Origin of the sequence: Streptomyces sp. CBMA156, assembly GCF_014596515.1 — a bacterium.
Taxonomy (GTDB): Bacteria; Actinomycetota; Actinomycetes; order Streptomycetales; family Streptomycetaceae; genus Kitasatospora.
The window spans coordinates 1-26,763 of sequence record NZ_MSJQ01000379.1; the positions used below are offsets into that span (position 1 = coordinate 1).

Here is a 26,763-nt window from a genome sequence, read left to right on the forward strand (position 1 = left end):
CCCTCCACCTCCCCACCCCGCCGGCCGCCCCGCCCGCGCCCGCCTCCTCCCCCGTCGACCCGCGGATCGCCCTCGCCACCGGTCAGACCGCCGTCCCGGCCCCGCCCGCGGTTCCCCCGGCGCCCACCGTGCCCCCGGCCCCGGCCGCGCCCGCCAAGATCACCCTGGACAAGGGCCGGGTCAGCCTGGTCAAGGGCAGCTCGGTCTCCCTGGTCAAGAACGGCCGCCCGTTCCTCTCCTCGATCCGGATGGCCCTCGGCTGGAAGTCCGCCGCCCGCGGCCGCTCCGTCGACCTGGACGCCTCGTGCCTCGCCTTCGACGCCCGGCACAAGCGGCTGGAGACGGCCTGGTTCATGAAGCTGAACATCTTCAACGGCGCGATCTCCCACTCCGGCGACAACCTGGTCGGCGGCGAGGGCGGCGACGACGAGGTGATCACCGTCCACCTGGAGGGCCTGCCGGCCGATGTCCACGGGCTGGTCTTCGTCGTGAACTCCTTCTCCGGCCAGAAGTTCACCGACGTGCGCGACGCCTACTGCCGTCTGCTGGACGCCCGGACGGAGGAGGAACTGGTCCGCTTCGACCTCACCAACTCCGAGCCGCACACCGGCGTGGTGATGTGCAAGCTGGTCCGCCGCCCCGGCGGCGAGTGGGAGATGACGGCGCTCGGCGAGTACGTCGACGGCAAGACCGCCCGGGCGATGATCGAGCCGGCCGCGTCGATGCTGTAACCCCGCGGCGTCATGGCCGCGCCCGTCGATTCACCCCTTTGAGGCATCAAGTCGTCCTCGTGGCAGCTCGATTGACTCTCAGGGGGGTGAATCGCGCTCCTCCCCGCACCCGAGGAGGAGATCCGTGCCACGCTTCCTGTCCCGCCTCGCCGTCACCGGCACCGCGGCGGTGCTCGCCGCCGGGCTGATCACCCCGACCACCGCCCAGGCCGCCGCCGGCCCCGGCGTCCGCGCCGGCTCGCTCCACTGGACGGCCCTCGGCGACTCCTACACCGCCGGGGTCATCGAGGCCACCGGCGACGAGACCGCACCGCGCGACGGCTGCGCCAGGACCGTCGAGTCCTACCCCGAGATCATCCGCCGCGACCTGGGCTCCCTGGTCGGCCTGCGCAACGTCAGTTGCAGCGGCGCCACCACCGGCAACGTCGACGTGAGCACCCAGTCCCCGCTCGGCCGCCCGCTCCCGCCGCTCGGCACCGACCCGAACGCCCCCTACCCGGCCGTCCCGCGGCAGATCGACGCCGTCGACCCGGCCACCGACCTGATCACCGTCGGGATCGGCGGCAACGACCTCGGCTTCGCCGAGATCCTCAAGAGCTGCATCGAACTCGGCGCCGTCCACCTCGGCCAGGGCACGCCCTGCAAGGACAAGTTCGACGCCGAACTGCCCGGCCGGTTCGACCGGTTGCGCGCCGACTACGGCCGGATGCTCGACTCACTGCACGCCAAGGCCCCGTCCGCCAGGGTCCTCACCGTCGGCTATCCGCACCTCGTCCCCGAGAACGCCGCCCTCTGCCGGTACGGCAACCCCCTCCAGTTCGGCACCTTCACCACCGGCGACCTGGCCTGGACCCGCACCGCGCTCCTGGAGCCGCTCGACGCGCTCATCGCCCAGGTCACCGCCGCCCACGGCGACTCCTTCGTGGACCTCTACCCCGCCAGCGCGGGCCACAGCGTCTGCGACGCCGACCACTGGCTGGACGGCGTGCTGACCAGCGTCCTCCCCCTCAGGTACGCGGTGGTGCACCCCAACGCCACCGGCCAGGCGCACACCGCCGCCCTGGTCGAGGACGCCGTCCTCGGCGGCTGAGACCAGGGCAGCCCCCGTACCCGCCGGCGAGACCTTCCTCCACCCGGTGGACGGCTACGTCGGCCTGCACGTCATGTACCGCCGGCTCCGACCGGCCGGCCTACTCCTCGATCGCCCCGCCGACCCGCCGCAGGTGCTGCCGGAAGCTGTACGCCGGGTCGGCGGCGCGGCGCTCCAGGTACTCGTCGAAGGCGGTCTGCCGGCGCAGCGTGTCCCCGGCGGCGATCCGCCCGGCCTGCGCGCGTTCGGTCCCGGCGATCGCGCCGGCCGTCTCCAGCACCTCCGCGACCCGGTCGGCGGGGACGAACAGCACCCCGTCCGGGTCGGCGAACACCACGTCCCCGGCGCTCACCGGGTGCGGCCCGAACTTCGCCGTCAGCAGCGCCGCCGGCTCCCGGTCGTCCAGCCGCACCGGGCCGAGCGGCAGCGCGCCGTAGCTGAACACCGGCAGCCCGATCTCCAGCAGCTCGGGGGTGTCCCGGTGCAGCCCCCACACCACGATCCCGGCCACCCCGGCGGCCCGCGCCTCCAGCACCGCGAGGTCCCCGATGCAGGCCTCGTCGGTCCGCCCGCCGTTGTCGACCACCAGCACGTCCCCGGCCGCGGCCGTCCCGTACGCCTCCAGGAACACGTCCACGCTCCCGTAGTGACGCACCGGCAGCACCCGCCCCGCCACCCTGGCCCCGGCCACCACCGACGCGACACCCACCGGCGCCACCCGCAGCCCCACCCCGAGCCGCACACAGGCGTCCGCCACCAGCGGCGTGGACAGCTCCGCGAAAGCCTTCAGCATCCCGACTCCTCCCGTCGAAAAGCCAGTTCACCAGCACGGAATCCTATGGCAGGCCTCAAACTCACACCATCGAGTGGAACTCCGCCGCATACGGCATAGCCCGGCCGAGCGGCGGTCAGCGTGACGGCCATCTGAAGGAGGGGCATCATGAGTGCTGTGGCGCATGAGCAACCGATCACGGGCTCCCCGACGCAGACCGGCATCCTGCTGGAGAGCTTCCTGAGCCTGCACTCCCCCGAAGGCTTCCGAGCCGAGCTCATCGAGGGAGAGATCATCGTGGCACCACCCCCGGACGGCGATCACGAGGACCACATCAACCACCTGCTCAAGCAGGTGTGACATCCGCCAAGCCCGACCAGGACCGGATCGCCAAGCGCCACTGCTACGCCCGCGCCGGCATCCCGCTCCACCTCCTCGTCGACCGCGAGAAGTACCAGGTCGGTCTCTTCGGCAAGCCCCACCGGGAGGAGTACACCGAGGTCCACCTGGCCGCCTTCGGCGAACCGCTCGCGCTCCCGGCGCCCTTCGGCTTCGAGCTCGACACCAAACCGTTCCTCTGACGGCCGTTCCCGCTGACGCCGACGGCCCGCACCCCCCGTCAGGGGTGCGGGCCGCAGTTCGTGGGCGCCGGGTCAGCCGCGGGTGGCCATGGCGCGCAGGAAGAAGGTCAGGTTGGCCGGGCGCTCGGCGAGGCGGCGCATGAAGTAGCCGTACCACTCCTGGCCGTACGGGAGGTACACGCGCATCGTGTTGCCCTCGCCGGCGAGGCGCAGCTGCTCCTCGGGGCGGATGCCGAACAGCATCTGGTACTCGAAGGAGTCCCGCTTGCGGCCGTTCCACTGGGCCAGCTGGCCGGCGATCTTGATCATGTTGGGGTCGTGCGAGGCGATCATCGGGTAGCCCTCGCCCGCCATCAGGACCTTCAGGGCGCGGACGTACGCGAGGTCCACCTCGTGCTTGCCCTGGAAGGCGACCGACTCGGGCTCCTTGTAGGCGCCCTTGCACAGGCGCACCCGGGAGCCGGGGCCGGAGAACTCGCGGCAGTCGGCCTCGGTGCGGCGCAGGTAGGCCTGGAGGACGACGCCCAGCCAGGGGAAGTCCGCCCGCAGCTCGCGCGCGATGGCGAGGGTGGAGTCGGTGGTGGTGTGGTCCTCCATGTCGAGGGTCACCGTGGTGCCCGCGTCGGCGGCGGCCTCGCAGATGCGGCGGGCGTTCTCCAGCGCGATCTTCTCGCCGTCCACCGGGAGGAACTGGCCGACGGCCGACAGCTTGACCGACACCTCGGCGCCGGCCGCGAGGCCGGTCTCCTTGAGGGCCTTGAGCAGGTGCTCGTAGGCCTCGGCGGTGCCGGCGGCCTGGGCGGCGTCCTGGGTGTCCTCGCCGAGGTGGTCCAGGGTGACCTTGCGACCGGTGGCGATCAGGTCGTCGGTGGCGGTCACCGCGTCGTCGAGGACGTCGCCGGCGACGAAGCGCTCGACTATCGCGTGGGTCGGCGGGAACTTCTCGACCACGGTGCGGACCTGCGGGGACCGGGAGGCCGCGAGAAGGGCGGAACGGAGCATCGTGACTCCTGGTGCTGGTGTTTCCAAGGGTGGCAGAAGGGCCGGGGCGGCGGTATCCGGGTGCCGCGCGCGGCGCGTCCCGGGAAGGGTGGCGGCGCGCGACGGGTGGGCGGACCGCCGCCCCGGCGGGGCGACGCCCGGCTGCGGGACCGGGCGTCGCGGGTGACCGGTGGCTACTGGACGAGCCGGCTGGTCGGAGGGGCTGGTCAGCCCATGTGCGGGTAGCGGTAGTCCGTCGGCGGGACGAAGGTCTCCTTGACCGAGCGGGTGGAGGTCCAGCGCGCCAGGTTCTGCTTGGCGCCCGCCTTGTCGTTGGTGCCCGAGGCCCGGCCGCCACCGAAGGGCTGCTGGCCGACGACGGCGCCGGTCGGCTTGTCGTTGATGTAGAAGTTGCCGGCGGCGAAGCGCAGCTTGTGCATCGCGTCCTGGGCCGCGGCGCGGTCCTGGGAAATGATCGCACCGGTCAGGCCGTAGGCGGACGCCGACTCCATCTGGGTCAGCATCTCCTCGTACTTCTCGTCCTCGTAGACGTACACGGCCAGGACCGGGCCGAAGTACTCGTCCTTGAAGTACTCGCTGGACGGGTCCTGGCAGACCAGGACGGTCGGGCGGACGAAGTAGCCCACCGAGTCGTCGTAGGTGCCACCGGCGAGGACCTCGACCTGCGGGTCGGCCTGGGCGCGGTCGATGGCGGCCTTGTTCTTGGCGAAGGAGCGCTCGTCGATGACGGCCGACATGAAGTTGGACAGGTCGCTGACGTCGCCCATGGTGAGGCCGTCGACCTCGGCGGCGAACTCGTCCTTGAGGCCGGCCCAGATCGACGCCGGGACGTAGGCCCGCGACAGCGCCGAGCACTTCTGGCCCTGGAACTCGAAGGCGCCGCGGGTCATCGCGGTCTTCAGGACCTTCGGGTCGGCGGACGGGTGGGCGACCAGGAAGTCCTTGCCGCCGGTCTCGCCGACGATCCGCGGGTAGGTGCGGTAGCCGGAGATGTTGGTGCCGACCTCGCGCCACAGGTGCTGGAAGGTGGCGGTGGAGCCGGTGAAGTGGATGCCGGCCAGCGCGGGGTGCTTGAGCGCGACCTCGGAGACGGCCAGGCCGTCGCCGGTCACCATGTTGATGACGCCCTTGGGCAGGCCGGCCGCCTCCAGCAGCTGCATCAGCAGGTGCGCGGAGAACTGCTGGGTCGGGGACGGCTTCCACAGCACCACGTTGCCCATCAGCGCGGGCGCGGTCGGCAGGTTGCCGGCGATCGCGGTGAAGTTGAACGGGGTGATCGCGTAGACGAAGCCCTCCAGCGGGCGGTGGTCGCTGCGGTTCCACACGCCTTCCGAGGAGATCGGCTGCTCGGCCATGATCTGGCGGGCGAAGTGCACGTTGAAGCGCAGGAAGTCGACCAGCTCGCAGGGAGTGTCGATCTCGGCCTGCTGGGCGGTCTTGGACTGGCCGAGCATGGTGGCGGCGGCCAGGGTCTCGCGCCAGGGGCCGGCCAGCAGGTCGGCGGCCCGGAGGAAGATCGCGGCGCGGGAGTCGAAGGAGAGCGCCTGCCAGGCCGGGGCCGCGGCCAGGGCAGTGTCGATGGCGTCCTGCGCGTCGGCCTGGGTGGCGTTGCGCAGGGTGCCGAGCCGAGCCGCGTGGTTGTGCGGCTGGACGACGTGGATCTCGGTGCCGCCGCCCATCCGGCGCTCACCGTTGATCGTCATGGTCAGCTGGACCGGCTCCTGGCCGCCCAGCTCCTTCAGCTTGGCCTCCAGACGAGCCCGTTCCGGGCTCCCGGGGGCGTAGCTGTGGACCGGCTCGTTCACCGGCGCGGGGACCTGGGTCACAGCGTCCATAGAGCGCACGCTCTCCTTCGTTCAGTGCGGGGGGATTGCCGGCGCGGGTTGCGCGCCGGCCACAGCACGAACGCTATTCCTGGCTACCGGGCCACATGATTGGCCGGGCGGCTAAATTCCCCCGTACGGCATTGTCCGGCCCGACGAAGGGGGTCACGCCGCGGTCACGAACCGTCCCCGATCGCCCCACCGTTCACACCACCTCGCACCACCGGCCCACGCCCCCGGCGCGGGACACCGGCTCACACTCCGGCGCTCGCCTTCCGGCCGTTCACCACCGCTGCTCTGGCCGCGACCTCCTCCACCACCGGCCGCCGGGCTCCCTCGTAGGCCGCCAGGGCGCTCGCCAGGTCGGGCTGCCCGGCCAGGCAGCGGGCAAGTTCGACGGCGCTCTCGGCGGCCAGCGAGACCCCCTGGCCCGAGCTGTTGGACGGGGCGTGCACCGAGTCGCCGACCAGCACCATCCGGTCGCGGTACCAGTGCGGAACGGAGGGCATGATCTCCAGCCGGGGGAAGACCTCGACGCTCGCCTCGTCCGCCGCCGCCAGGACCTCCCGGGCGGGCAGGTCCTCGGCGTGCCGCTCGCGGACCAGCGCCAGCCAGTCCTCGCGCGACACCGCCCTGACCTGCTCCGGGGTCGGCTGCCCGGGACGCGGGATGTTGCTGAACCAGGCGGTCCCGGTGCCGTCCCGCAGCGCCCAATATCCGAAGAACGCCCGGGGCCCCTGGGCGAAGTGGATGGACTCCCCGGCCGCGCGGGGGCCGTCCAGCCGGTGCGCGCTGTGTCCACCGATCCCGATCAGGCCGGTGTACCGGGGGCCGGGCGCGGCCGGGTCGATCAGCCCACGGACCGCGGAGCGGGTCCCGTCCGCGCCGATCACCAGGTCCCCGTCCGCGGTGGTTCCGTCGGCGAACCGGGCGGTGATGCCGGTCGTGCGTTCCTCGACGCCGGTCAGCCGCTTGGCGTACCGGACCGGGATGCCCTCCCGCCGCAGCCGCCGCTGGAGGACGGCGTACAGCTCGGCGCGCCGCATCACCCGGCCGGACACCTCGGGGAACTCGCCGAGGACACCGTTCCCGGCGTCCTCGATGACCATCCGGTCGATGCGCTGGCCGATCGCGGCGACCTCCGCTTCGAGGCCGACGGCCGCGAGAGCCGCGAGACCGTTGGGCGCAGTCATAAAAGTTCCGCCGATGCCGCCGGCCGCGGTCGGGTAGGCCTCGAAGACCTCCGCCTCGATGCCGGCCCCGTGCAGTGCCAGCGCGGCCACCGGCCCGGCGATGCCGCCGCCGATGACCAGGGCCTTCCCGGTGGTGCGCGTGGTGGGTGCGGTCCGGATGGTGCGGGCGGTGCTCATTCCATCCTCCTCAGGAATTCCTGCAGGGTCCGGGTGAACTCCGGCTCCCTGAGCTGTCCGATGAGGTGCTCGGTGTAGCGTCGCTCGGCTTCCAGCAGCGCGAGGGCGTAGTCCTCCTCGACGACGAACATCGGGTGGACGTCCATCCCGCCGACCTCGTGCAGCATGGCCCGCGAGGCGTGGATCCTCGCGTCCAGCGCCTCCAGCCGTCGGGCCAGCAGTTGCGCCGACTCCTCGATCGGCAGTGCCGCCAGCAGGCACAGGGCCACCCCGAACGCCGGGTACTCGTGCTGTGGTTCGGCGACCAGCTCGCGCATCCAGTCGCCGAGCTCCGCCGTGCCCTCCTCGGTGAGGGCATAGACGGTGCGCTCCGGGCGCTGGGTGTCGCGGACGGTCTCCTGCTCGGCGACGAACCCGGCCTTCCGCAGCTGCTCCACGACCATGTAGAGCGAGCTGCGGTTGTACTTGATGTTCCGGTCCTTGCCCTGCTCCTTGAGCCGGCGCCCCATCTCGTACGGGTGCATCGGCTCGATCGTGAGCTCGGCCAGGACCGCGAGGGCCAGCGGGTTCGACACCTTGCGTCGCTTCGCCATGGAGATGTTCCTCATCGATTGGTCAGTACCGACTATTCATTCTCGGATAGTCAGGGTCAACTATTCGGTATCGACGATCCCGAACTCTGTCCGCCCGGCTAAAATCAACCACATACCGTTGTCCGGGCGGATGAAGGAGGACCGGAGTGACCACCCCCGGCCTGCCGCTCCGTCAACTCCTGATGTCCCTCGGCGAACCGCTGGTCGAACTACAGGCCGCCCCGCAGGGACTGGACGTCCCGGTGCGCGACGTCGCCATCCTCGACCCGGAGGACCCACCGACCGCCGCCCCCGGCGAACTCGTGCTCGCGATCGGCGCCCGCGGCCGCGCCGCCCTGCCCGCCCTGCGCGCGGCCGGCCGGGCCGGGGCCGCCGCCGTCGCGATCAAACTGGACGGCCCCGGCCAGGCCGACGCGCTGCGCGAGGCCGCCACCGACGCGGGCGTCGCACTGCTCTCGGTGCGCCGCGAGACCCGCTGGGAGCACCTCGACTCGCTGGCCCGGGCGATCATCGCGGGCCCTGACGCCCCGGACGCCGCGGAGCCCAACGCGGGCGACCTCTTCTCCCTCGCCCAGACCGTCGCCGTGCTCACCAACGGCATCGTCTCGATCGAGGACACCTCCAGCCGGGTGCTGGCCTACTCCCGCTCCTCCGACTCCGACGAGGTCGACGACCTGCGCCGGCTGTCCATCCTCGGCTGGCAGGGCCCCGAGCCGTACCTGTCCAAGCTCCGCGAGTGGGGCATCTTCCAGCACCTGCGCAGCTCGGACGCCCCGATCGCGGTCGAGCCGCACCCCGAGCTGGGCCTGCGCCGCCGCCTGGCGGTCGGCATCCGGGCCGGGGCGCAGCCGCTCGGCACCATCTGGGTGCAGGAGGGCGCGCAGCCGCTGGCCCCGCTGGCCGAGCAGGCCCTGGTCGGCGCCGCCCGGGTCGCGGCCGCCCAGCTGGTGCGCCGCCGCCGGGAGCTGTCCGCCGACGTCCGGCTCACCCGGACCCTGCTCACCGGCCTGCTGGAGGGCTCCACCGGCCCCCAGTCGCTCGCCACCCACCTCGGCCTGGACCTGCGCCGCCCGGCCACCGTGCTCGCCTACGCCGCGCACACCACCGACGCGCTGCACCGCTCCGACGTCACCGGCCTGATCTCGGTGCACGCCGCCGCCCGGCACCGCACCGCGCTGCTCGCCCCGATCGAGTCCCGGGTCTACGTGCTGCTGCCCGAGCTGCCGCCCGGCCTGCCGATGACCACCGTGCGCGACTGGGCCTCCGAGGTGGTGACGGCCGCCCGCGAGCACCTGGGCGTCCCGCTGCGCGCCGCGATCGGCTCGACCGTCGACGGCCTGGCCCAGGTGCCCGACTCCCGCGCGCAGGCGGACCGCATCCTGGACGCGATGGGCCGCGGCGGAGTGGACCTCGACGTCGCGGCACTGATCGACGTCCAGGCGGAGGTGCTGGTCAGCGAGGTGGTCGCGCTGCTCCAGGAGAGCACCGGCCTGCGCGACCCGCGGCTGACCGCGCTCACCGACTACGACCGCCGCCACGGCACCAGGCTCGCCGAGTCGGTGCTGGCCTGGCTGGACGCGCTCGGCGAGGTCCGGGTGGCCGCGGACGCCCTGCACATCCACCCCAACACCCTGCGCTACCGGGTGCGCCGCGCCGAACAGCTGACCGGCATCGACCTCGCCCAGCCGCAGCAGCGCCTGCTGGCGATGCTGCAACTGCGGCTGCCCGCGGACGAGTAGTCCGCGGGCAGCCGCAGGCGGTCGGTTCAGCAGGGGTGGGTCACTCGCCGTAGCCCTGGCCGCGCTTGTGCTCGTTCAGCCGGCGCCACGGGCCGCTGATGGCCAGCTGGATGCCCGGGGTCTGGATGTTGGCGAACAGGGTCTTTCCGTCGTCCGAGAAGGTAACCCCGGTGAACTCGCTGAACTCGGGCTTCTCGGCGGTGCCGATGTTCAGCTCGTTGCGGGCGATCGGGAAGACCAGGCCGTCCTCGGTGGCCCCGAACAGGTGCGAGATGCCGTCGCCGTCCTCGGCGATCACGATGCCGCCGTACGGCGAGACGGTGATGTTGTCCGGGCCGTCGAAGTTGTCGTGGTCGCCCCAGACGTCGCTGTTGACGCCCAGCAGGACCTTCAGGGTGATGGTGCGGCGGGTCGGGTTGTAGAACCAGACCTGGCCGTCGTGCTGGAGCGGGCTCTCCGAGCGGGCGAAGCTGGAGACGAAGTAGAAGCCGCCGTCACCCCACCACATGCCCTCCAGCTTGCGGGCGCGGGTGACCTCGCCGTCCTTGAACTGCTTGCGCACCGAGACGGTCCTGGCGTCGCGGTCCTCGACCTTGACCCAGTCCACGCCGTAGGTGGTGCCGACCTTGGTGGCGCGCGAGAGGTCGTCGATGAACTTGCCCTGCGCGTCGAAGACCTTGAAGGCCTCCAGCACGCCGGCATCGGCGGCCAGCTTGCGCAGCTTGTAGCGGCCGTGCTTGAAGCCGGCCGGCGGGGTCCAGCGGAAGAGCAGGCCGTTCGGGTTCGAGGCGTCCTCGGTCAGGTAGACGTGGCCCTTCTTCGGGTCCACCACGACGGCCTCGTGCGCGTAGCGGCCGAAGGCCTTGACCGGCTGCGGGTCACGGTTGTAGTCGTCGTCGAACGGGTCGACCTCGAAGATGTAGCCGTGGTCCTTGGTGAAGCCGTTCTTGCCGGCCTTGTCCTCGGTCTCCTCGCCGGACAGCCAGGTGCCCCACGGGGTCACGCCGCCGGCGCAGTTGGTGGAGGTGCCGGCGATGCCGACCCACTGCTCGACCGAGCCGTCCCGCTTGGCGTGCACGATGGTGCAGCCGCCGGCCGCGGCCGGGTCGTAGACGTGGCCCTCGGTCAGCGGCACCGGGTTCGGCCAGCCGGCGCGGGCGCCGGACAGCTCGTGGTTGACCACCATCAGGTTGCCGCCGCGCTCGTCCTCGAAGGCGGAGGTGCCGTCGTGGTTGCTCGGGGTGAACTCGCCGGTGCGCAGCTTGGTGACGCCGGCCCGGTTGAGGACCTTGTACGAGAAGCCCTTCGGCAGGGCCAGCAGCCCGGCCGGGTCCTGGACCAGCTGGCCGTAGCCGACGGCGGTGCCGGCGGCCGAGTTGGTCCCGCCGGCGGCGGCGACCGGGGCCTCGCCGCCGACCGGGGCGGCGATCGCGCCCGGGGCGCTGGCCAGCGCCTCGGCGCTGCCGGCGATCAGCACGCCGGCCCCGACGAGGGTGGAACGGTTGACGAAGTCCCGGCGGGACAGCGACATGGCAGCAACTCCTGAGGATGAGCGGGGGCGTCGGTGTGGGATGCCGACGCCCAGCAGGCTCCGCCGGGCGGGTGAACCCGGCATGACGCCCACCTCACGTCCAGGCGGCCATTTGCCGACCGATGACCGTCACATGACTCCTGCTTTACTCGCGCCCCGTCGGATCACCGCCCGGATCACCACCCGGATCACCGCCGGCCCACCCACCCGGCCGGCCATCATCCGGCGGGCCGGAACACCGGGGACGCGCCGGCCTACCCACCGCCGCCGCCCCGGCCGACACACCGTCAGCGCCGCGCCACCCGCCACTGCTCCCAGGCCGACAGCCACAGCCGCTCGACCATCCGCTGCTCCTCCCAGACCCCCGCCCCGCCGCCGCCCGGCCGCTCCCGCCACAGCTGCGCCCAGGCCCGCTGCGCCGGCAGACTCGCCACCTCACTGGCGAACACCGTGTACCGGACGACCTCCTCGACGGCCGCCTCGCCCTCCGCCGTGCCGACCAGCCAATGAGTCTGCTGGGAAAGGCGGTTGAGGTGGTTCACCATCGAGGTCACCGCCGCAGCGGCCTCCTCCCTGGTCTCGGTGGCCAGCCGCATCTGCTGGCGAACCGCCGCCTCCCAGCGCACCGCCCCGACCTCCCCGCGCAGCCCGCGCGGCAACCTCGGCGTGCGCCCGGCCCGCACCTGCGCCTCGATCGCGGCGGACTCGGCGACGGTCTGCCCGATCAGCGCCCGGTGCGCCTCCATCCCTACAGCGGGCGGGAGTTCGCGTTCCTCGACCGGGACGTCCCCGGCCCGCCGGGAGGCGAGGTCACGCAACAGCTCGGTGCGCCCGCGCAGATGGCGCTCGAAGTCGCCGATCCCGCCGAGCTCCACCGCGCCGGGGGCCAGCCCGCGCCCGCACACCGTCACGGTCAGCCCGCCGACCCGCAGCCGTCCGGCCCACACCGGCACCGGCCGGTCCGCCGGCGGAGCGCCGGGCGCGGGCACCGGCCGGTCCTCGTGCACCTCCAGCGCGCAGGGCTCGCCGTCCACCGTGATCCACTCGCGCAACGCCCGCACCCGGCCAGGACCGTCGCCCTCGTCGACGCCCAACTGCTCGTAGACGCGGTCCCGTTCGTCCTCGACCAGGTCCTCCAGGTCGGGCAGCTGCTCGCCCTGCTCGGCCCCAGGACGATAGGTGCGCACGGTCACGTACGGACCGGCCGTCGAACGCCAGTCACCGCACTGGACCTCGACCCAGCGCAGCTCGCCGCCGGAGGTCTCGAAGGCGGCCAGCATCTCTCCGGTACGACCCGACCCGGCGGCCACGCCGTACACCGGGAAGTCGGCCGCCGCCAGTGTCCGGCGGGAGAACTCCTCCTGCCCGGCGAGCTGGTCGGCGAGCTGGTCGGCCAGTCGGTCCACGGACTGCTCCACGGACTGCTCCACGGATTGATCCACGGACCGGTCCACGAGCCGCTCGGATTGACCGGCGAACCGGTCCTCGCCGACCCGCCGGTCCGGGGCCGGGACGTGGCCGGAGGGCCCGCTGTTCCGCTCCTGGTGCCTGCCGCCGCTCTCCCGCATCATCCTGTGCCGCACCCCCGAGTCCTCGCGCCCGCACCGCTGACGCCACCTTACGTGCCGACAGCTGCCGGGTCATCAGCTCGGTCCCCGGACGGGCGCGGTGGCCGTGTCAGGACGTCCGGTTGTCAGCCTCCCTCCCTAACCTGGCGGCATGACAGCACAGAACGACGCGGCAGACGCGGCACAGGACCGGACCGGGCAGGACGCGTTCCCCGCCCGGATCAGCATCGTCACCCTCGGGGTGACCGACCTCGACCGCAGCGCCCGCTTCTACGAAGACCTCGGCTGGAAGCGCTCCGCCGCCTCCAGCCCGGAGATCGTCTGGTTCCGCACCGCCGACTCCGTGCTCGGCCTCTTCCCCACCGACGAGCTGGCCGCGGACGCGGGCGTGCCCGCGACCGGCGAGCCCTCCTTCCGCGGCGTCACCCTCGCGGTGAACCTGGAGTCCCCCGCCCTGGTGGACGCCGCGCTGCGGACGGCGGTCGAGGCCGGCGCCGTGGTGGTCAAGCCGCCGCTCCCGACCCACTGGGGCGGCTACTCCGGCTACTTCGAGGACCCGGACGGCCACCTCTGGGAGCTGGCCCACAACCCGTTCTTCCCCTTCACCGAGGACGGCTCGCTGGACCTGCCCTGAACCCGGCCCCGGACCGGCCCCGGACCGAGACCCGCCCGGGCCCTCCCCTAGGACGCGGCCCGCCCCGGGTCCGCCCTGACCTCCGCTGCCCCGCCCAGCTCCTGGGCCAGCTCCCGGATCAGCTCCTGGAGCGCGCCTTGAAGGCCGCCTTGCGCGCCTCCTTGGCGAGCGCCCGGTCCGGATGCAGCTCCCCGATCGCCTCCAGGACGTCCGCCGTGTACGGGTGGTCGACCCGCCACAGCTCGCCGAACCACCCCGCCGGGTCCCCGTTCACCGGCAGGTCGGTGATCAGTTCGCGCAGCAGCTCGGCCTCGCCGCCGTTGTCCAGCAGCTGGGCGGCGAAGGTGTCGACCACCGTCCACAGCGCCATCGCCCGGTCCGGCACCGGCACGTCCGTCGCCCCCTGGGAGGTCAGCCAGGCCCGCGCCGCGCCGCCCAGCTCCGGGTCGGCCATGACCTCCCGGACAGCCGGCTCCGCGCCGGGACCGAGCAGGTTGAGCGCCGAGACGCAGAGCATCCGGCGCAGCGGGCCGTACCCGTCGATGCCGCGCGCCGCGGCGAGCAGATCGCGCGCCGCCGCCACCGGCTCCCGGCCGGCGGTCCACTCCCGCAGCTCCTCCTCCGGCAGCACGTTGGCCGACTCGCACACCCCGCGGAGCAGCTCGGCCGCGTCACCCTTGGCCAGGTCGCCGACCAGCGGCGCGTCGTAGCCGTCCTCCAGCAGCCACTGCCGGATGCCGTACTGCCCGAGCGGGGTGAGCCTGACCAGCCCGAAGCGGGCCGACTCCTCCTCGTCCAGCGGCTCCTCGCCGACCACGGCGGGCTCCTCGCCGTCCTCCTCGTCGAACAGCTCGGGGTCGATCGGGCGGTAGTCCAGCAGGCCGAGTTCGGCGAGGTCGCCCAGCATCGGGTCCAGCGCGACCATCACGTCGGTGATGTCGCCGAGCAGTTCCTCGCTGGGCTCCTCGCCCTCCGGGACCACCAGCAGCGCGGCCAGCACGCCCAGCGGCACGGTCTCGTTGCCGGGCTCGGCGAAGGCGGTGGTCTCGTAGAGCACCTGCAGGGCCTCGTCGAGCAGCTCGGCGGCCTCGTCGCGGGCCTCCTCGACCCCGGAGAGCGCGTCCTCGTCCTCCTCGTCCCCCTCGTCGCCGCCGGCCGGTTCGCCGTCGGCCTCCTCCGGGACGGAGTCCGCCTCGACGGCCAGCTCCCGGACGATCCCGGCGGCGGTCAGCCACAGCTCCAGGACGGTGTCCGGATCACCCTGCTCGGCGGGCTCCAGGTCCGGTCCGGGGACGGCGACGTGCTCGCCCTCCGCGGTCGTACCGAGTTCCACCAGGTCCAGGTCGCAGGCCAGCGACCAGGCCCGCAGTGCCTCGACCTCGGCCTCCTCGGGCACCTCGCCCTCGGCCGGGGCCAGACCCAGCAGCCTGGCCACGGGGGCCCGGTCCGCCTCGACCAGGTCGCCGAACTCGTCCACCACCCGGTGCGGGGCCGCCCAGCGGGCCAGCGCCAGCGCGTACCCGAACATCGGTACGGCCTTCGCCTGCCCGGCCAGCTCGTCCTCGGCGGGCAGCCTCACCGGCGGGACCAGGACGGCCGCGTCGTCCAGGTCCTCGTCGTCCAGCCCGTGCGCGGCGAAGGCCCCGTAGAGGTCCTGGAGCTCCAGGTCGGCCGGCAGGACCGCCTCGACCGGCCCCTCCTCTGCCGAAGCTCCGGCGTTCTTGCGACGTCGTCCGGCCATCGTTGTGCGCTCTCCCTCAGCCAGCGGTCAGCCCAACAGCGCCGCGTACCCGATCCAACACCTCAGCGTATAGGCCGGGCACCCCCGACGCCCGGCCGTGCGGGGCGCACCCAGGGGCGCGCGCCGTGGGCGTGCGCCCACCCCTTATCCTTCGATCTGGCACCGCGCACACCCCGCGCGGGCCACCGGGGCAACGAAGCCCTCGCCCTCCACCCGACCCCGGGCCGGAGGGGCCCTCTTCAGCTCACCTCGCCCCACCAGGGAGCCCCGCACCGCGGCCACCACCACAGCGCCTCCGGACGGGCGCGCCGGCACACCCCGCCGACCCCGGTGGTGCCCGGCCACAGGAGACCCCTGCCATGGCGGACCTCTCCCCCGCCGGCTCCGGCCTGCGCACCGCGCAGCTCGACGGACGCCGACTGTCGGAGGCCCTGCTCCCCCTGGAGCTCGCGCCGCGCGCCCAGCTCCAGCTCGCCACGATCAGCCGCTGGAACGCACTTCGCGGCATCCGCGTCGGCCTGGTGGCCGCCGCCCTGCTGCTCATGCTGATCGGCGCCAACCTCGCGACGCCGATCTACTCGCTCCTCCAGCAGCAGCTGCACCTCACCGCGCTCGACACCACCGTCCTCTTCGCGATCTACGTGTTCGCGCTGGTCCCGGTGCTGGCCGTGGTCGGCCACTGGTCCGACCACCTCGGCCGCCGCGCCCTGATCCTGCCCGCCGTCGCCCTGGCGGCCATCGGCGACGTCGTGTTCGCCACTTCCGGCAGCTTCTGGCAGCTCGCGCTCGGCCGCGCCGTCCAGGGCATCGCCGTCGGCCTGTCGACCGGCGCCGCCGGGGCCGCCCTCGGCGACCTGCTGCCCGACCGCCCGACGCTCGCCGCCAAGATCACCCTGGCCTGTTCGGCGGGCGGCGTCGCGCTCGGCCCGATCGTCGGCGCCCTGCTGGCCGGCGGTTCCGACCCCCTGCTGACACCCTTCCTGCTGCACGCCATCGCCCTGCTGGCGCTCTGCGTGCCGCTGGCCCTGGTGCACCCCCGGATGCCCGGCCGCAACCGCCCGCCGGCCTCCCTGCCCCGGATCACCACCCCGGCCCACCTACGCCCGCAACGCATCCGGCTGCCGCGCACCGGCCGCCGCGAGTTCCTGCTCGCCGCCACGGCCGGGTTCATCTCGTACGCGGTCTTCGGCGTCTACCTCAGCCTGGCCCCGGCCTTCGCCGCCAAGCTGCTGCACACCGACTCCAAGCTGGTCGGCGCCGTGGTCGCGGCCCTGCTGCTGGCCTCGTCGGCCGTCACCCAGCTGGTCGTCCCGCCCACCACCGACCGCGTGGTGACCGCCCTCGGCATGGCCGGCCTGGCCACCGGCCTGGGCCTGGTGGTCGCCGCCCAGTACACCGGGACACCGGCACTGCTCTTCATCGGCAGCGTCCTCGGCGGCGTCTGCCAGGGCGTGGCCTTCCGCTCCCTGTTCACCACCGCCGTCACCGCCATGGACCCGGAGCGCCGCGGCTCGGAACTCTCCGCCCTCTGGATCATCGTCTACCTCGGCAGCTCCCTGCCCATCGTCGCGGTCGGCGCCCTGGTCCAGCGCTACGGCCTGCTGCCCGCCGTCAGCGGCTTCGCCGCCCTCGCCGCCGTCCTCTGCGCCGCCCTCGCCGTCGCCGTGGCCCGCAAGCCCAAGCCGACGGCCTGACCCTCGCCCGAACGCCGCTGCCCGGGACTACTTCGGTAGTCCCGGGCAGCGGTGCTTCGCCCACCGCGGGTGGACACCCGCGCGCCATCCGCTGTGGTGAGCAGGTCCGCCGCCGTTCCCCACCTTCCCCCACCCGCCTCCCGGCGGGTGCCCGCCCCTGCCCTCACCGCGTGCCGCCCGGCCTGACGGCACGCGGCCCCTCGGCCGCCACTCAGCTGATCGTCCCGCCCACCTCGGACCGCGTGGCCACCGCCCTCGGCATGACCGGCCTGGCCACCGGCCTCGGCCTGGTCATCGCCGCCGGGCACACCGCACCCCCGTGCTGGTCTTCATCGGCAGCGTCGTTCGTCGTGCGGCGTATCTCAGACGTTCCAGGGCTTCCAGGCCCCGGTCACGATCTCGACGCCGAACGGCTCCGGCAGCCGGACGGACTCGCCGAACTTCCACTCGCCGAGCACCTCGTACGTCCCCTCGCCCCGGTCCGGCTCCCCGAACAACGTGACACCTGACTGCCTCGGGTCCCGGTCCACCAACAGGTAGTACGGCACCCCGCCCCGGGCATATCCGTTCCACTTGGTGGACCTGACCTGCCTTCCGAACACCGGACGACGGTCGTCACGGGCGTTCGACGAGGAGGTCACCTCGACCACGAGACCGATCTCTTGCGCGTGAAGGTGCAACACCTCTTCGGCACGCTTCGCCGCATCGGTGTCCCGGTCCACGATCACCATGTCGGGGATGTAGCCATCGCCGATCCCGGCCAAGTCCAGGTTCACGCTCTGAACGGCCCTCCACGGGAATCCCGCATCAGCGAGCCGGGCAGCCAGGAACGCCTCCTGGATGTCCGAGAGAATCCCTCCATGGGCGTAGACCGGCGCCGGTGACACGACGAACTCCCCTCCGACGACCTCGACCCGCGTACCGTCGTCGGGCAGTCGCAGATGGTCGGCCAGCTCTCCGCGGACCCACATGGCGTACGCCGAGTCGGGCAACGTCCAGTGCCCGATCGCTTCCACAGCCATCACGTCGCTCCCTCCGAGGTCGCGGCACCAGCCTGGCCGCCTGGTCGCAGATATACCACCGCCGCGCAAACGTTTTCCCTCGAAGGAGAGGTTTCCACAGCAGCAGGTTGACGGCATCGCCTGCGGACGAAGCCGCGCGAACCACCCAGCAGGAGAATCTTCACGCGCCGATCCGTCGCCTTCCTCGCTGGCCCAGCGCGTCCTTCATCACCGGCCAGTCGTTGCACGTCGACGGCGGCTGGCTCCTCCACTGACCCGCGCCACAGCACCGAGACCCTTGAGAACAGGAAGAGCCCACCATGCAGCACCGCGTCCGCGCCGTCCTCCTCACCCCGAACAACACCACGCTGCTGATCAAGCGCATCCGCCCCGGCATCGACCCGTACTGGGTGATCGTCGGCGGCAGGATCGAGCCGACGGATGCCGGCCCCGAGGAGGCCCTGCTGCGGGAGGTCCGCGAGGAAATCGCGGGCTCGGCGGAGATCGTCAGCCTCCTCCACACCATCGGGACGGACGACGAACGTCAGGACTTCTACCTCGCCACCATCGAAAAGTGGAGCTTCGAGGACCGCACCGGCCCCGAGTTCAGCCAGGAAGGCCGAGGCGAGTACGTCCTCGAAGAGATCCCCCTCACCGCCGAAGCCCTCGACGCGATCAACCTCCTCCCCCAAGAGATCGGTGCGGTCCTCCGCGAGGCGGTCGGACGAGGGGATCGGACCGGTGGCCTCCTCAGCGCACCGACTTGCTGCCCGGAGCCCTGAGCGGCTGTCGCCGCGCGGCGAAGGCAGGGGCGGGCACCCGCCGGCAGGCGGGTGGGCGGTGGATGGTGGGGAACGGCGGTGGACCTGCTCAACGAAGCAGACCACGCGCGGGTGTCCACCCGACGACGGGCGAAGAGGCCCGGACACACCACTGCCGCGCGAACCCGTGGGTTTCGCGCGGCAGCAGGGTGACGAAGGGGCGAAAGCCCGGCCTCAGACGTTGAAGCCCAGGGCGCGGAGCTGGTCGCGGCCGTCGTCGGTGATCTTGTCCGGGCCCCACGGCGGCATCCAGACCCAGTTGATGCGCAGGTCCTGCACCAGGCCGTCGGTGGCCGTCCTGGCCTGGTCCTCGATGACGTCGGTCAGCGGGCAGGCCGCCGAGGTGAGCGTCATGTCGATGGTGGCCACGTCGGACTCGTCGATGTGGACGCCGTAGATCAGGCCCAGGTTGACGACGTCGATGCCCAGCTCGGGGTCGACGACGTCCATCAGGGCCTCGGTCAGGTCCTCGACCGAGACCGTGCCGGCCGTGGTGCCGACGATGACGGTGCCGGACTGCTGCTCCTCCGCAGCGGGGGCCTCGGCGCCGGTGGTGGTGGTGGTGTTCTCGTCACTCATGGTCTTGCTCCTCCCCTACGGGATCAGTCGTTCACGGCGGGGTTCTGGGCGAGCGCCTGGGCGGTGGCGTCCTTCCAGGCCATCCAGCTGAGCAGCGCGCACTTGACCCGGGCGGGGTACTTGGAGACGCCGGCGAACGCGACCGCGTCCTCCAGCACCTCCTCGTCGCCCTCGCCCTGGCCCTTGCTCTGCATCAGCTCCAGGAAGGCCTCCTGGACCGCCTGCGCCTCGCCCACGCTCTTGCCGACCACCAGGTCGTTGAGCACCGAGGCGCTCGCCTGGCTGATCGAACAGCCCTGGGACTCGTACGAGACGTCGGCGACGGTCACGCCGTCGAGCTTCACCCGCAGGGTGATCTCGTCACCGCACGTCGGGTTGACGTGGTGCACCTCGGCGTCGCCGTCCCGCAGCCCCTTGCCGTGCGGGTTGCGGTAGTGGTCCAGGATGATGTCCTGGTACATCGAGTCGAGCTTCATGGTCGTCCTGCCCCGTCCCGTCAGCCGAAGAAGTTCCGGACGTGGTGCAGGCCGTCGATCAGCGCGTCGACCTCGCCCGGCGTCGAGTACAGATAGAACGACGCCCGCGTGGTCGCCGGAATTCCGTACCGCAGGCAGACCGGCCGTGCGCAGTGGTGGCCGACGCGGACGGCGATGCCCTGCTCGTCCAGCACCTGGCCCACGTCGTGCGGGTGGATGTCGCCGAGCGTGAAGGAGATCGCCGCGCCGCGGTCCACGGCCGTGCGCGGGCCGATGATCCGCAGGTCGGGGACCTCCAGCAGCCGCTCGACGGCGTACTCGGTGATCGCGTGCTCGTGCGCCGCGATCCGCTCCATGCCGATGTCCTGGAGGTAGTCGATGGCCGCGCCGAGCCCGACCGCCTGGGCGATCGGCGGGGTGCCGGCCTCGAACTTGTGCGGCGCCGGGGCGTAGGTGGACGAGCCCATGGTGACGGTCTCGATCATCTCACCGCCGCCGAGGAACGGCGGGAGGTCCTCCAGCAGCTCGTGGCGGCCCCAGAGCACGCCGATGCCGGTCGGGGCCAGCATCTTGTGGCCGGTGAAGGCGACGAAGTCGGCCTCCAGCGCCTGCACGTCCAGCACCATGTGCGGCGCGGCCTGCGAGGCGTCGATGACGACCAGCGCGCCGACCGACTGGGCCTTGCGGACGATCGCCTCGACCGGGTTGACCGTGCCCAGCAGGTTGGAGACCAGGGTGAAGGAGACCACCTTGGTCTTCTCGGTGATCAGCTCGTCGATGTTCGACAGGTCGAGCCGGCCCTCGTCGGTCAGCCCGAACCACTTGAGCTTCGCACCGGTGCGCTGCGACAGCAGCTGCCACGGAACGATGTTGGAGTGGTGCTCCATCTCCGTGATGACGATCTCGGAGTCGGCGTCCACCCGGTACGGCTCGTCGGCCCAGCCGAGCATGTTGGCGACGAGGTTGAGCGACTCCGAGGCGTTCTTGGTGAAGATCACCTCGTTGCGGCTCGGCGCGTTGACGAACGCCGCGACCTTGTCACGGGCGCCCTCGTACAGCGCCGTGGCCTCCTCGGCGAGCACGTGCACGCCGCGGTGGACGTTGGCGTTGTGCCGCTCGTAGTAGGCGTTCAGGGCTTCCAGCACCTGGCGCGGCTTCTGCGAGGTCGCCGCGTTGTCCAGGTAGACCAGCGGCTTGTCGTCGTGCAGCACCCGCTGGAGGACCGGGAAGTCCTTGCGGATCGCGTCGGTGTCGAGCAGTCCCGCAAACGGATGGGTCACTCGGACGCGCCCCCCTTCACATACGCCTCGTAGCCCTCGTTCTCCAGCTTGTCGGCCAGCTCGGCGCCGCCGGACTCGACGATGCGGCCGCCCGCGAAGACGTGGACGTAGTCGGGCTTGATGTACCGCAGGATGCGCGTGTAGTGGGTGACCAGCAGGGTGCCGACCTCACCGGTCGAGCGGACCCGGTTGATGCCCTCGGAGACGATCCGCAGCGCGTCGACGTCCAGGCCGGAGTCGGTCTCGTCGAGGATCGCGATCTTCGGCTTGAGCAGCTCCAGCTGGAGGATCTCGTGGCGCTTCTTCTCGCCGCCGGAGAAGCCCTCGTTGACGTTGCGCTCGGCGAAGGCCGGGTCCATCTGGAGGCCGGCCATCGCCTCCTTGACCTCCTTCACCCACAGCCGCAGCTTCGGGGCCTCGCCGCGGACGGCGGTGGCGGCGGTGCGCAGGAAGTTGCTGACCGAGACACCGGGGACCTCGACCGGGTACTGCATGGCCAGGAAGACGCCGGCCTTGGCGCGCTCGTCGACGGACATCTCCAGGACGTCCTCGCCGTCCAGCAGCACCGAGCCGCCGGTGACGGTGTACTTGGGGTGGCCGGCCAGCGAGTAGGCCAGGGTGGACTTGCCGGAGCCGTTCGGACCCATGATGGCGTGGGTCTCGCCCTGCTTCACGGTCAGGTCGACGCCCTTCAGGATCTCGCGCGGGCCGTTCTCGGCTTCCACGGAGACGTGCAGGTCGCGGATTTCAAGGGTTGCCATGTGTACTCAGGACTCCTGGTTGACGGAGACGAGCACATCGTCCCCTTCGATCTTTACGGGGTAGACAGCGACCGGCTTGGTGGCGGGCAGGCCGGAGGGCTTGCCGGTGCGCAGGTCGAAGCTGGAGCCGTGCAGCCAGCACTCGATCATGCAGTCCTCGACCTCGCCCTCGGAGAGCGAGACGTTCGCGTGCGAGCAGGTGTCGTTGATCGCGAACACCCCCTCGTCGGTGCGGACGACGGAGACCGGCACGCCGTTCAGGTCCACGCGCTTCGGGACGTCCTCCTGGAGGTCGCTCAGCGCGCAGGCGCGGAGGAAGGTCATGGGGATCAGACCGCCGATTCCAGCTCGGCGTCGATCTTGACCATGAGCTGCTCCTGGACCTCGGCCACGCCGATCTGCTGGAGCAGTTCGGCGAAGAAGCCGCGCACCACCAGGCGGCGGGCCTCGTCGGCCGGGATGCCACGGGCCTGGAGGTAGAACAGCTGCTCGTCGTCGAAGCGGCCGGTCGCCGAGGCGTGGCCGGCGCCGACGATCTCGCCGGTCTCGATCTCCAGGTTCGGGATCGAGTCGACCCGGGCGCCGTCGGTGAGCACCAGGTTCCGGTTGAGCTCGTAGGTGTCGGTGCCGAGCGCGGCGGCGCGGATCAGCACGTCGCCGACCCAGACCGCGTGGGCGTCCTGCCCCTGGAGCGCGCCCTTGTACGCCACGTTCGACCGGCAGTGCGGCGTGTCGTGGTCGACCACCAGGCGGTGCTCCAGGTGCTGACCGGCGTCCGCGAAGTAGAGGCCGAACAGCTCGGCCTCGCCACCGGGGCCCGCGTAGTTGACCCGCGGGTGCAGGCGGACCAGGTCGCCGCCGAAGGTGACGACCACGGACTTGAACGAGGCGTCCCGGCCGACCAGCGCGTTGTGCTGGGCGACGTGGACGGCCTCGCGCTCCCAGTCCTGCACGGAGACGAAGGTGAGCTTGGCGCCCTCGCCGACCAGCAGCTCGACGTTGGCGGCCCGGGTGCCGGTGCCCGCGTGGTTCAGCACCACGACGGCCTCGGCGAACGGCTTGACGTCGATCACCACGTGGGCGAAGCGGACCCCGCCCTCGCCCCGCACGTCGATCCTGACCGGCTCGGCCAGCACCGATTCCTTGGGAACGGTGACCACCAGGGCCTGCTCGAAGGCGCTGAACGCCTGCGCGGCGACCCGGTCGACCGGCGTACCGGCCTTGCCCAGACGGGCGTCGTCACGGCCGACGGTCTCGGCGGTGACGCCGTCCGGCAGCGTGAACTCGACCTTGTCCTCACCGCGCGGAGCAGCGGCGGCGGTGCCGTCGTGCAGCCCGCCGAGGCGGTGCAGCGGGGTGAACCGCCAGTCCTCCTCGCGGCCGGTGGGCACCGGGAAGTCGTTCACGTCGAAGGACGGCTTGACCGCGACGCGCGCGTCGATCGGCTGCTGGACCGTGGTGCGGCCGGTGCCGGGGCCGGCGAGCTGCGCGCCCGCGCCGGCGGTGCCGACCTCGATCGAACCGGCGGTGGTGGAGCCGGTGGGGGTGTTGACGTCAGCCATGGCTGTCGTGGTGCTCTCTTCCTCGAAAAGTCGGTGGGCGGTCGAAGGCCGGACGTCAGCCGACCGCGCCCTCCATCTGGAGCTCGATCAGCCGGTTGAGCTCCAGCGCGTACTCCATCGGCAGCTCGCGCGCGATCGGCTCGACGAAGCCGCGGACGATCATCGCCATGGCCTCGAACTCGGTCAGGCCGCGGCTCATCAGGTAGAACAGCTGGTCCTCGCTGACCTTGGAGACGGTCGCCTCGTGGCCCATGGACACGTCGTCCTCGCGGACGTCCACGTACGGGTAGGTGTCCGAGCGGGAGATGGTGTCGACCAGCAGCGCGTCGCACAGCACGTTGGACTTGGCGCCCTTGGAGCCCTCGCCGATCTCGATCAGACCGCGGTAGGAGGTCCGGCCGCCGCCTCGCGCCACCGACTTGGAGACGATGTTGGACGAGGTGTTCGGCGCCATGTGCACCATCTTGGCGCCGGCGTCCTGGTGCTGGCCCTCGCCCGCGAAGGCGATCGACAGGGTCTCGCCCTTGGCGTGCTCGCCCATCAGGTAGACGGCCGGGTACTTCATGGTGACCTTGGAGCCGATGTTGCCGTCGACCCACTCCATGGTCGCGCCCTCGTACGCCACGGCGCGCTTGGTGACCAGGTTGTAGACGTTGTTCGACCAGTTCTGGATGGTCGTGTAGCGGCAGCGGCCGCCCTTCTTGACGATGATCTCCACGACCGCGGAGTGCAGCGAGTCGGAGGAGTAGATCGGGGCGGTGCAGCCCTCGACGTAGTGGACGTAGGCGTCCTCGTCGACGATGATCAGCGTCCGCTCGAACTGGCCCATGTTCTCGGTGTTGATCCGGAAGTAGGCCTGGAGCGGGATGTCCACGTGCACGCCCTTCGGCACGTAGATGAACGAGCCGCCCGACCACACCGCGGTGTTCAGCGCGGCGAACTTGTTGTCGCCGGCCGGGATCACGGTACCGAAGTACTCCTTGAAGATCTCCGGGTGCTCACGAAGCGCGGTGTCGGTGTCCAGGAAGATGACGCCCTGCTCCTCCAGGTCCTCGCGGATCTGGTGGTAGACGACCTCGGACTCGTACTGGGCGGCGACACCGGCGACCAGGCGCTGCTTCTCCGCCTCCGGGATGCCCAGCCTGTCGTAGGTGGCCTTGATGTCCGCCGGCAGGTCCTCCCAGGACTCGGCCTGCTTCTCGGTGGAGCGGACGAAGTACTTGATGTTGTCGAAGTCGATGCCGGTCAGGTCGGAGCCCCAGGTCGGCATGGGCTTCTTGCCGAACAGCTTGAGGCCCTTGAGACGCAGGTTGAGCATCCACTCGGACTCGTTCTTCTTCGCGGAGATGTCGCGGACGACCTCCTCGCTGAGCCCGCGCTTGGCCACGGCACCGGCGGTGTCCGGGTCGGCCCAGCCGTACTCGTAAGTGCCCAGGCCCTCGAGCTCCGGGTGCGAAACGGTGTCAGTCATGCGAGCTTCCTAACGCGCGGACGCAGAATCTTCGGTGGACGTACCGGCAGTCGGCACCGCATCGGAGCCGCGGCCCGAAGGGCGCCGGGCGGACGACGATGCGGCACCGGGTGCCGGCACATAGGTGGTGCAGACCCCGTCGCCGTGGGCGATCGTGGCCAGCCGTTGCACATGGGTGCCCAGGAGTTGCGAGAAGACCTCGGTCTCCGCCTCGCAGAGCTGCGGGAACTGCTCGGCGATGTGCGCGACCGGGCAGTGGTGCTGGCAGAGCTGGGCGCCCGCCGGGGCCTTGGCCGCGGCCGACGGGACACGCCGCACCGTGGCAGCGTACCCGTCGGCGCTCAGCGCCTGGGCGAGGGCCTCGGTGCGTTCCCCGGCGGCGGCCAGGCGCAGGGCCTCCAGGTACTTCTCGGCCTGCTTGCCGAACCGGGCGCGCGCGAAGGCGGCGACCGCCTCCTCGCCCGCCTTGCCGCCGCCCACCGAGTCCGCGATCCAGCGCAGCGCGTCGGCGGCGAGCTGGTCGTACGCCTGGTAGAAGGCGTCCCGGCCGCCGTCGGTGAGGGCGAAGGCCTTGGCCGGACGGCCCCGGCCGCGGCTGCCGTAGACCCGCCGTTCGCGGGACTCGACCAGGCCCGCTGCGGCGAGCCCGTCCAGGTGGCGGCGGACGGCGGCGGCGGTGAGGCCGAGCCGGCTCGCCAGGTCGGCGGCGGAGGAGGGACCGTGGTCCAGGATCGACCGGGCGACCCGGTCCCTGGTGGCCCGGTGGCCGTCCAGCAGCACCTCGGCCGCCGTCACGGGCACGTCGCAGGAGGAGGCCGACTCGGCCTCCTGCTGCTGGGCGTGCTCGCTCATGTTTTTCACAACACCAGTGTTGCGTAATTACTTCCGCCGGGACAAGCCGTGACGCAGGCCTCACCGGTGGGATCTGTCACGCAGGTAAGCCTTACCTGGCCTGCGGAAACGATCACCGAGCCGCCGTACGGCCCACCTGTCGGGCCCTCTTAGACTCGCCGGTATGCACTCCGAACCCGCGGTCCAGATCGCCGGGCTGGTCAAACGCTACGGCGACAAGTCGGCCGTGGACGGCCTCGACCTCACCATCCCGGCCGGTGCGATCACCGCCGTCCTCGGCCCCAACGGCGCCGGCAAGACCACCACCATCGAGACCTGCGAGGGCTACCGCCGTCCGGACGCCGGCACCGTCCGCGTCCTCGGCCTCGACCCGGTCGCCCAGAACGCGGCGCTGCGCCCCCGGATCGGCGTCATGCTGCAGTCCGGGGGCGTGTACGCGGGCGCGCGCGCCGTCGAAATGCTCCGGCACACCGCCAAGCTGCACGCCCACCCGCTGGACGTGGACGCCCTGGTCGAACGCCTCGGCCTGGGCTCCTGCGGCCGCACCACCTACCGGCGGCTGTCCGGAGGACAGCAGCAGCGGCTCGCCCTGGCGATGGCCGTGGTCGGCCGCCCCGAGCTGGTCTTCCTGGACGAGCCCACCGCCGGCCTCGACCCGCAGGCCCGCCGGGCCACCTGGGAGCTGGTGCGCGACCTGCGCCGGGACGGCGTCACCGTGGTCGTCACCACCCACCACATGGACGAGGCCGAGCAGCTCGCCGACCGGGTCGCCATCGTCGACCGCGGCAAGGTGATCGCCGACGGCACCACCGAGGAGCTGTGCCGCGGCGGCGCCGAGAGCGCGCTGCGCTTCGACGGCCCGCCCGGGCTCGACCTCGGCCCGCTGCTCAAGGAGCTGCCCGAGGGCGCCACCGCCACCGAGACCGCCCCCGGCGGCTACCGGATCGAGGCGCCCGTCGACCCCCGGCTGGTGGCCACCGTCACCGCCTGGTGCGCGGCCTCCGGCATCCTGCCCGAACGGCTGTCCGTCCAGCGCCGCAGCCTCGAAGACGTCTTCCTCGACCTGACCGGACGGGAGCTGCGCCCGTGAG

Annotated in this window: 24 protein-coding genes and 1 pseudogene; 8 read left to right on the plus strand and 17 right to left on the minus strand. The window is 72.0% G+C overall.

The features are described 5' to 3' along the window. Nucleotides 1-731, plus strand: a 731-nt coding sequence (locus BU198_RS32985) for a TerD family protein (protein WP_188300522.1), incomplete at its 5' end; no start/stop codon positions are given. Between the two features lie 124 nt (nucleotides 732-855). Further along, nucleotides 856-1,821 (plus strand): SGNH/GDSL hydrolase family protein, encoded by a 966-nt coding sequence (locus BU198_RS32990; protein WP_188297451.1) that lies wholly within the window; start codon nucleotides 856-858, stop codon nucleotides 1,819-1,821. Between the two features lie 100 nt (nucleotides 1,822-1,921). Here the strand turns inward: BU198_RS32990 and BU198_RS32995 are convergent, their stop codons facing one another. Next, the gene (locus BU198_RS32995) at nucleotides 1,922-2,614 is read right to left on the minus strand and encodes an RraA family protein (RefSeq protein ID WP_188297452.1); all 693 of its coding nucleotides are present in this window, start codon (nucleotides 2,612-2,614) and stop codon (nucleotides 1,922-1,924) included. Between the two features lie 147 nt (nucleotides 2,615-2,761). Here BU198_RS32995 and BU198_RS33000 point away from each other — a divergent pair. Then, nucleotides 2,762-3,174: pseudogene (locus tag BU198_RS33000) on the plus strand (Uma2 family endonuclease). A gap of 72 nt (nucleotides 3,175-3,246) precedes the next feature. On the opposite strand, the gene BU198_RS33005 reads toward BU198_RS33000, so the two are convergent. The 4 genes from BU198_RS33005 to BU198_RS33020 all read right to left on the minus strand — a co-directional run bounded on the left by BU198_RS33005 (nucleotide 3,247) and on the right by BU198_RS33020 (nucleotide 7,962). Next, nucleotides 3,247-4,176 carry a proline dehydrogenase family protein gene (locus BU198_RS33005; RefSeq protein WP_188297453.1) on the minus strand — a complete coding sequence of 310 codons (930 nt, stop codon included), beginning with the start codon at nucleotides 4,174-4,176 and terminating at the stop codon, nucleotides 3,247-3,249. A gap of 206 nt (nucleotides 4,177-4,382) precedes the next feature. After that, nucleotides 4,383-6,011: an L-glutamate gamma-semialdehyde dehydrogenase gene (gene pruA, locus BU198_RS33010; RefSeq protein ID WP_188297454.1), complete on the minus strand. Its 1,629-nt coding sequence runs from the start codon at nucleotides 6,009-6,011 to the stop codon at nucleotides 4,383-4,385. 242 nt (nucleotides 6,012-6,253) lie between these two features. Continuing rightward, nucleotides 6,254-7,369, minus strand: coding sequence for an FAD-dependent oxidoreductase (locus BU198_RS33015; protein ID WP_188297455.1), 1,116 nt, complete (start codon nucleotides 7,367-7,369; stop codon nucleotides 6,254-6,256). Further along, nucleotides 7,366-7,962, minus strand: coding sequence for a PadR family transcriptional regulator (locus BU198_RS33020; RefSeq protein ID WP_188297456.1), 597 nt, complete (start codon nucleotides 7,960-7,962; stop codon nucleotides 7,366-7,368). Before BU198_RS33020 ends, BU198_RS33015 begins: the two co-directional genes overlap by 4 nt. A gap of 146 nt (nucleotides 7,963-8,108) precedes the next feature. On the opposite strand from BU198_RS33020, the gene BU198_RS33025 reads away from it, so the two are divergent. Then, complete coding sequence (locus BU198_RS33025; protein ID WP_317620426.1) at nucleotides 8,109-9,701, plus strand: helix-turn-helix domain-containing protein; 1,593 nt, start codon at nucleotides 8,109-8,111, stop codon at nucleotides 9,699-9,701. A gap of 40 nt (nucleotides 9,702-9,741) precedes the next feature. Here the strand turns inward: BU198_RS33025 and BU198_RS33030 are convergent, their stop codons facing one another. Together BU198_RS33030 and BU198_RS33035 are read right to left on the minus strand one after the other, a co-directional pair. Continuing rightward, complete coding sequence (locus BU198_RS33030) at nucleotides 9,742-11,232, minus strand: alkaline phosphatase PhoX (RefSeq protein WP_188300523.1); 1,491 nt, start codon at nucleotides 11,230-11,232, stop codon at nucleotides 9,742-9,744. Between the two features lie 287 nt (nucleotides 11,233-11,519). Further along, nucleotides 11,520-12,662 (minus strand): hypothetical protein, encoded by a 1,143-nt coding sequence (locus BU198_RS33035; RefSeq protein ID WP_188300524.1) that lies wholly within the window; start codon nucleotides 12,660-12,662, stop codon nucleotides 11,520-11,522. 289 nt (nucleotides 12,663-12,951) lie between these two features. Between BU198_RS33035 and BU198_RS33040 the strand changes: the two genes are divergently transcribed. Continuing rightward, nucleotides 12,952-13,434, plus strand: a complete 483-nt coding sequence (locus BU198_RS33040; protein WP_188300525.1) for a VOC family protein — start codon at nucleotides 12,952-12,954, stop codon at nucleotides 13,432-13,434. Nucleotides 13,435-13,552: 118 nt separating this feature from the next. Here the strand turns inward: BU198_RS33040 and BU198_RS33045 are convergent, their stop codons facing one another. Further along, complete coding sequence (locus tag BU198_RS33045; RefSeq protein ID WP_223245301.1) at nucleotides 13,553-15,175, minus strand: hypothetical protein; 1,623 nt, start codon at nucleotides 15,173-15,175, stop codon at nucleotides 13,553-13,555. Nucleotides 15,176-15,534: 359 nt separating this feature from the next. On the opposite strand from BU198_RS33045, the gene BU198_RS33050 reads away from it, so the two are divergent. After that, on the plus strand, nucleotides 15,535-16,869 hold the full coding sequence (locus BU198_RS33050) for an MFS transporter (RefSeq protein ID WP_188300526.1): 1,335 nt from the start codon (nucleotides 15,535-15,537) through the stop codon (nucleotides 16,867-16,869). Between the two features lie 362 nt (nucleotides 16,870-17,231). On the opposite strand, the gene BU198_RS33055 is transcribed toward BU198_RS33050, so the two are convergent. Then, nucleotides 17,232-17,891, minus strand: a complete 660-nt coding sequence (locus BU198_RS33055; RefSeq protein ID WP_188300527.1) for a Uma2 family endonuclease — start codon at nucleotides 17,889-17,891, stop codon at nucleotides 17,232-17,234. Nucleotides 17,892-18,190: 299 nt separating this feature from the next. On the opposite strand from BU198_RS33055, the gene BU198_RS33060 reads away from it, so the two are divergent. Further along, nucleotides 18,191-18,652 carry an NUDIX hydrolase gene (locus BU198_RS33060; protein ID WP_188300528.1) on the plus strand — a complete coding sequence of 154 codons (462 nt, stop codon included), beginning with the start codon at nucleotides 18,191-18,193 and terminating at the stop codon, nucleotides 18,650-18,652. Nucleotides 18,653-18,865: 213 nt separating this feature from the next. Here BU198_RS33060 and BU198_RS33065 read toward each other — a convergent pair whose 3' ends face one another. From BU198_RS33065 to BU198_RS33100, 8 genes are read right to left on the minus strand one after another with little or no spacing between them, the layout of a single operon-like run. Further along, complete coding sequence (locus BU198_RS33065; RefSeq protein ID WP_188300529.1) at nucleotides 18,866-19,270, minus strand: metal-sulfur cluster assembly factor; 405 nt, start codon at nucleotides 19,268-19,270, stop codon at nucleotides 18,866-18,868. A 23-nt stretch (nucleotides 19,271-19,293) separates the two neighbouring features. After that, a complete protein-coding gene (gene sufU / locus BU198_RS33070; protein WP_188300530.1) occupies nucleotides 19,294-19,746 on the minus strand; it encodes a Fe-S cluster assembly sulfur transfer protein SufU in 453 nt (150 codons plus the stop codon). Between the two features lie 20 nt (nucleotides 19,747-19,766). Beyond that, nucleotides 19,767-21,026, minus strand: a complete 1,260-nt coding sequence (locus BU198_RS33075; protein WP_188300531.1) for a cysteine desulfurase — start codon at nucleotides 21,024-21,026, stop codon at nucleotides 19,767-19,769. Then, nucleotides 21,023-21,787 (minus strand): Fe-S cluster assembly ATPase SufC, encoded by a 765-nt coding sequence (gene sufC, locus BU198_RS33080; RefSeq protein ID WP_188300532.1) that lies wholly within the window; start codon nucleotides 21,785-21,787, stop codon nucleotides 21,023-21,025. The genes BU198_RS33075 and sufC overlap by 4 nt, the downstream gene beginning before the upstream one ends. Nucleotides 21,788-21,793: 6 nt before the next feature. Next, entirely contained in the window at nucleotides 21,794-22,111 is a 318-nt protein-coding gene (locus BU198_RS33085; protein WP_063349526.1) for a bifunctional 3-phenylpropionate/cinnamic acid dioxygenase ferredoxin subunit, read from the minus strand. A gap of 5 nt (nucleotides 22,112-22,116) precedes the next feature. Continuing rightward, nucleotides 22,117-23,349 carry a Fe-S cluster assembly protein SufD gene (gene sufD / locus BU198_RS33090; protein WP_188300533.1) on the minus strand — a complete coding sequence of 411 codons (1,233 nt, stop codon included), beginning with the start codon at nucleotides 23,347-23,349 and terminating at the stop codon, nucleotides 22,117-22,119. Between the two features lie 55 nt (nucleotides 23,350-23,404). Next, a complete protein-coding gene (sufB, locus tag BU198_RS33095; protein ID WP_188300534.1) occupies nucleotides 23,405-24,820 on the minus strand; it encodes a Fe-S cluster assembly protein SufB in 1,416 nt (471 codons plus the stop codon). Nucleotides 24,821-24,829: 9 nt separating this feature from the next. After that, nucleotides 24,830-25,681 carry a helix-turn-helix transcriptional regulator gene (locus BU198_RS33100; protein ID WP_411293263.1) on the minus strand — a complete coding sequence of 284 codons (852 nt, stop codon included), beginning with the start codon at nucleotides 25,679-25,681 and terminating at the stop codon, nucleotides 24,830-24,832. Nucleotides 25,682-25,835: 154 nt separating this feature from the next. On the opposite strand from BU198_RS33100, the gene BU198_RS33105 reads away from it, so the two are divergent. Further along, on the plus strand, nucleotides 25,836-26,762 hold the full coding sequence (locus tag BU198_RS33105; RefSeq protein WP_188300536.1) for an ABC transporter ATP-binding protein: 927 nt from the start codon (nucleotides 25,836-25,838) through the stop codon (nucleotides 26,760-26,762). The last annotated feature ends 1 nt before the right edge of the window (nucleotide 26,763 follow it).

Excerpts from the sequence above, each read along its gene's own strand:
- BU198_RS33005 (WP_188297453.1), bottom strand. The coding sequence starts at position 4,176 with ATGCTCCGTTCCGCCCTTCTCGCGGCCTCCCGGTCCCCGCAGGTCCGC.
- sufU (WP_188300530.1), bottom strand. The coding sequence starts at position 19,746 with ATGAAGCTCGACTCGATGTACCAGGACATCATCCTGGACCACTACCGC.
- sufD (WP_188300533.1), bottom strand. The coding sequence starts at position 23,349 with ATGGCTGACGTCAACACCCCCACCGGCTCCACCACCGCCGGTTCGATC.
- BU198_RS33085 (WP_063349526.1), bottom strand. The coding sequence starts at position 22,111 with ATGACCTTCCTCCGCGCCTGCGCGCTGAGCGACCTCCAGGAGGACGTC.
- BU198_RS33065 (WP_188300529.1), bottom strand. The coding sequence starts at position 19,270 with ATGAGTGACGAGAACACCACCACCACCACCGGCGCCGAGGCCCCCGCT.
- BU198_RS33055 (WP_188300527.1), bottom strand. The coding sequence starts at position 17,891 with ATGGCTGTGGAAGCGATCGGGCACTGGACGTTGCCCGACTCGGCGTAC.
- BU198_RS33030 (WP_188300523.1), bottom strand. The coding sequence starts at position 11,232 with ATGTCGCTGTCCCGCCGGGACTTCGTCAACCGTTCCACCCTCGTCGGG.
- sufC (WP_188300532.1), bottom strand. The coding sequence starts at position 21,787 with ATGGCAACCCTTGAAATCCGCGACCTGCACGTCTCCGTGGAAGCCGAG.
- BU198_RS33045 (WP_223245301.1), bottom strand. The coding sequence starts at position 15,175 with ATGGCCGGACGACGTCGCAAGAACGCCGGAGCTTCGGCAGAGGAGGGG.
- BU198_RS32995 (WP_188297452.1), bottom strand. The coding sequence starts at position 2,614 with ATGCTGAAGGCTTTCGCGGAGCTGTCCACGCCGCTGGTGGCGGACGCC.
- BU198_RS33105 (WP_188300536.1), top strand. The coding sequence starts at position 25,836 with ATGCACTCCGAACCCGCGGTCCAGATCGCCGGGCTGGTCAAACGCTAC.
- BU198_RS33050 (WP_188300526.1), top strand. The coding sequence starts at position 15,535 with ATGGCGGACCTCTCCCCCGCCGGCTCCGGCCTGCGCACCGCGCAGCTC.
- BU198_RS33020 (WP_188297456.1), bottom strand. The coding sequence starts at position 7,962 with ATGGCGAAGCGACGCAAGGTGTCGAACCCGCTGGCCCTCGCGGTCCTG.
- pruA (WP_188297454.1), bottom strand. The coding sequence starts at position 6,011 with ATGGACGCTGTGACCCAGGTCCCCGCGCCGGTGAACGAGCCGGTCCAC.
- BU198_RS33060 (WP_188300528.1), top strand. The coding sequence starts at position 18,191 with ATGCAGCACCGCGTCCGCGCCGTCCTCCTCACCCCGAACAACACCACG.
- BU198_RS33040 (WP_188300525.1), top strand. The coding sequence starts at position 12,952 with ATGACAGCACAGAACGACGCGGCAGACGCGGCACAGGACCGGACCGGG.
- BU198_RS33015 (WP_188297455.1), bottom strand. The coding sequence starts at position 7,369 with ATGAGCACCGCCCGCACCATCCGGACCGCACCCACCACGCGCACCACC.
- sufB (WP_188300534.1), bottom strand. The coding sequence starts at position 24,820 with ATGACTGACACCGTTTCGCACCCGGAGCTCGAGGGCCTGGGCACTTAC.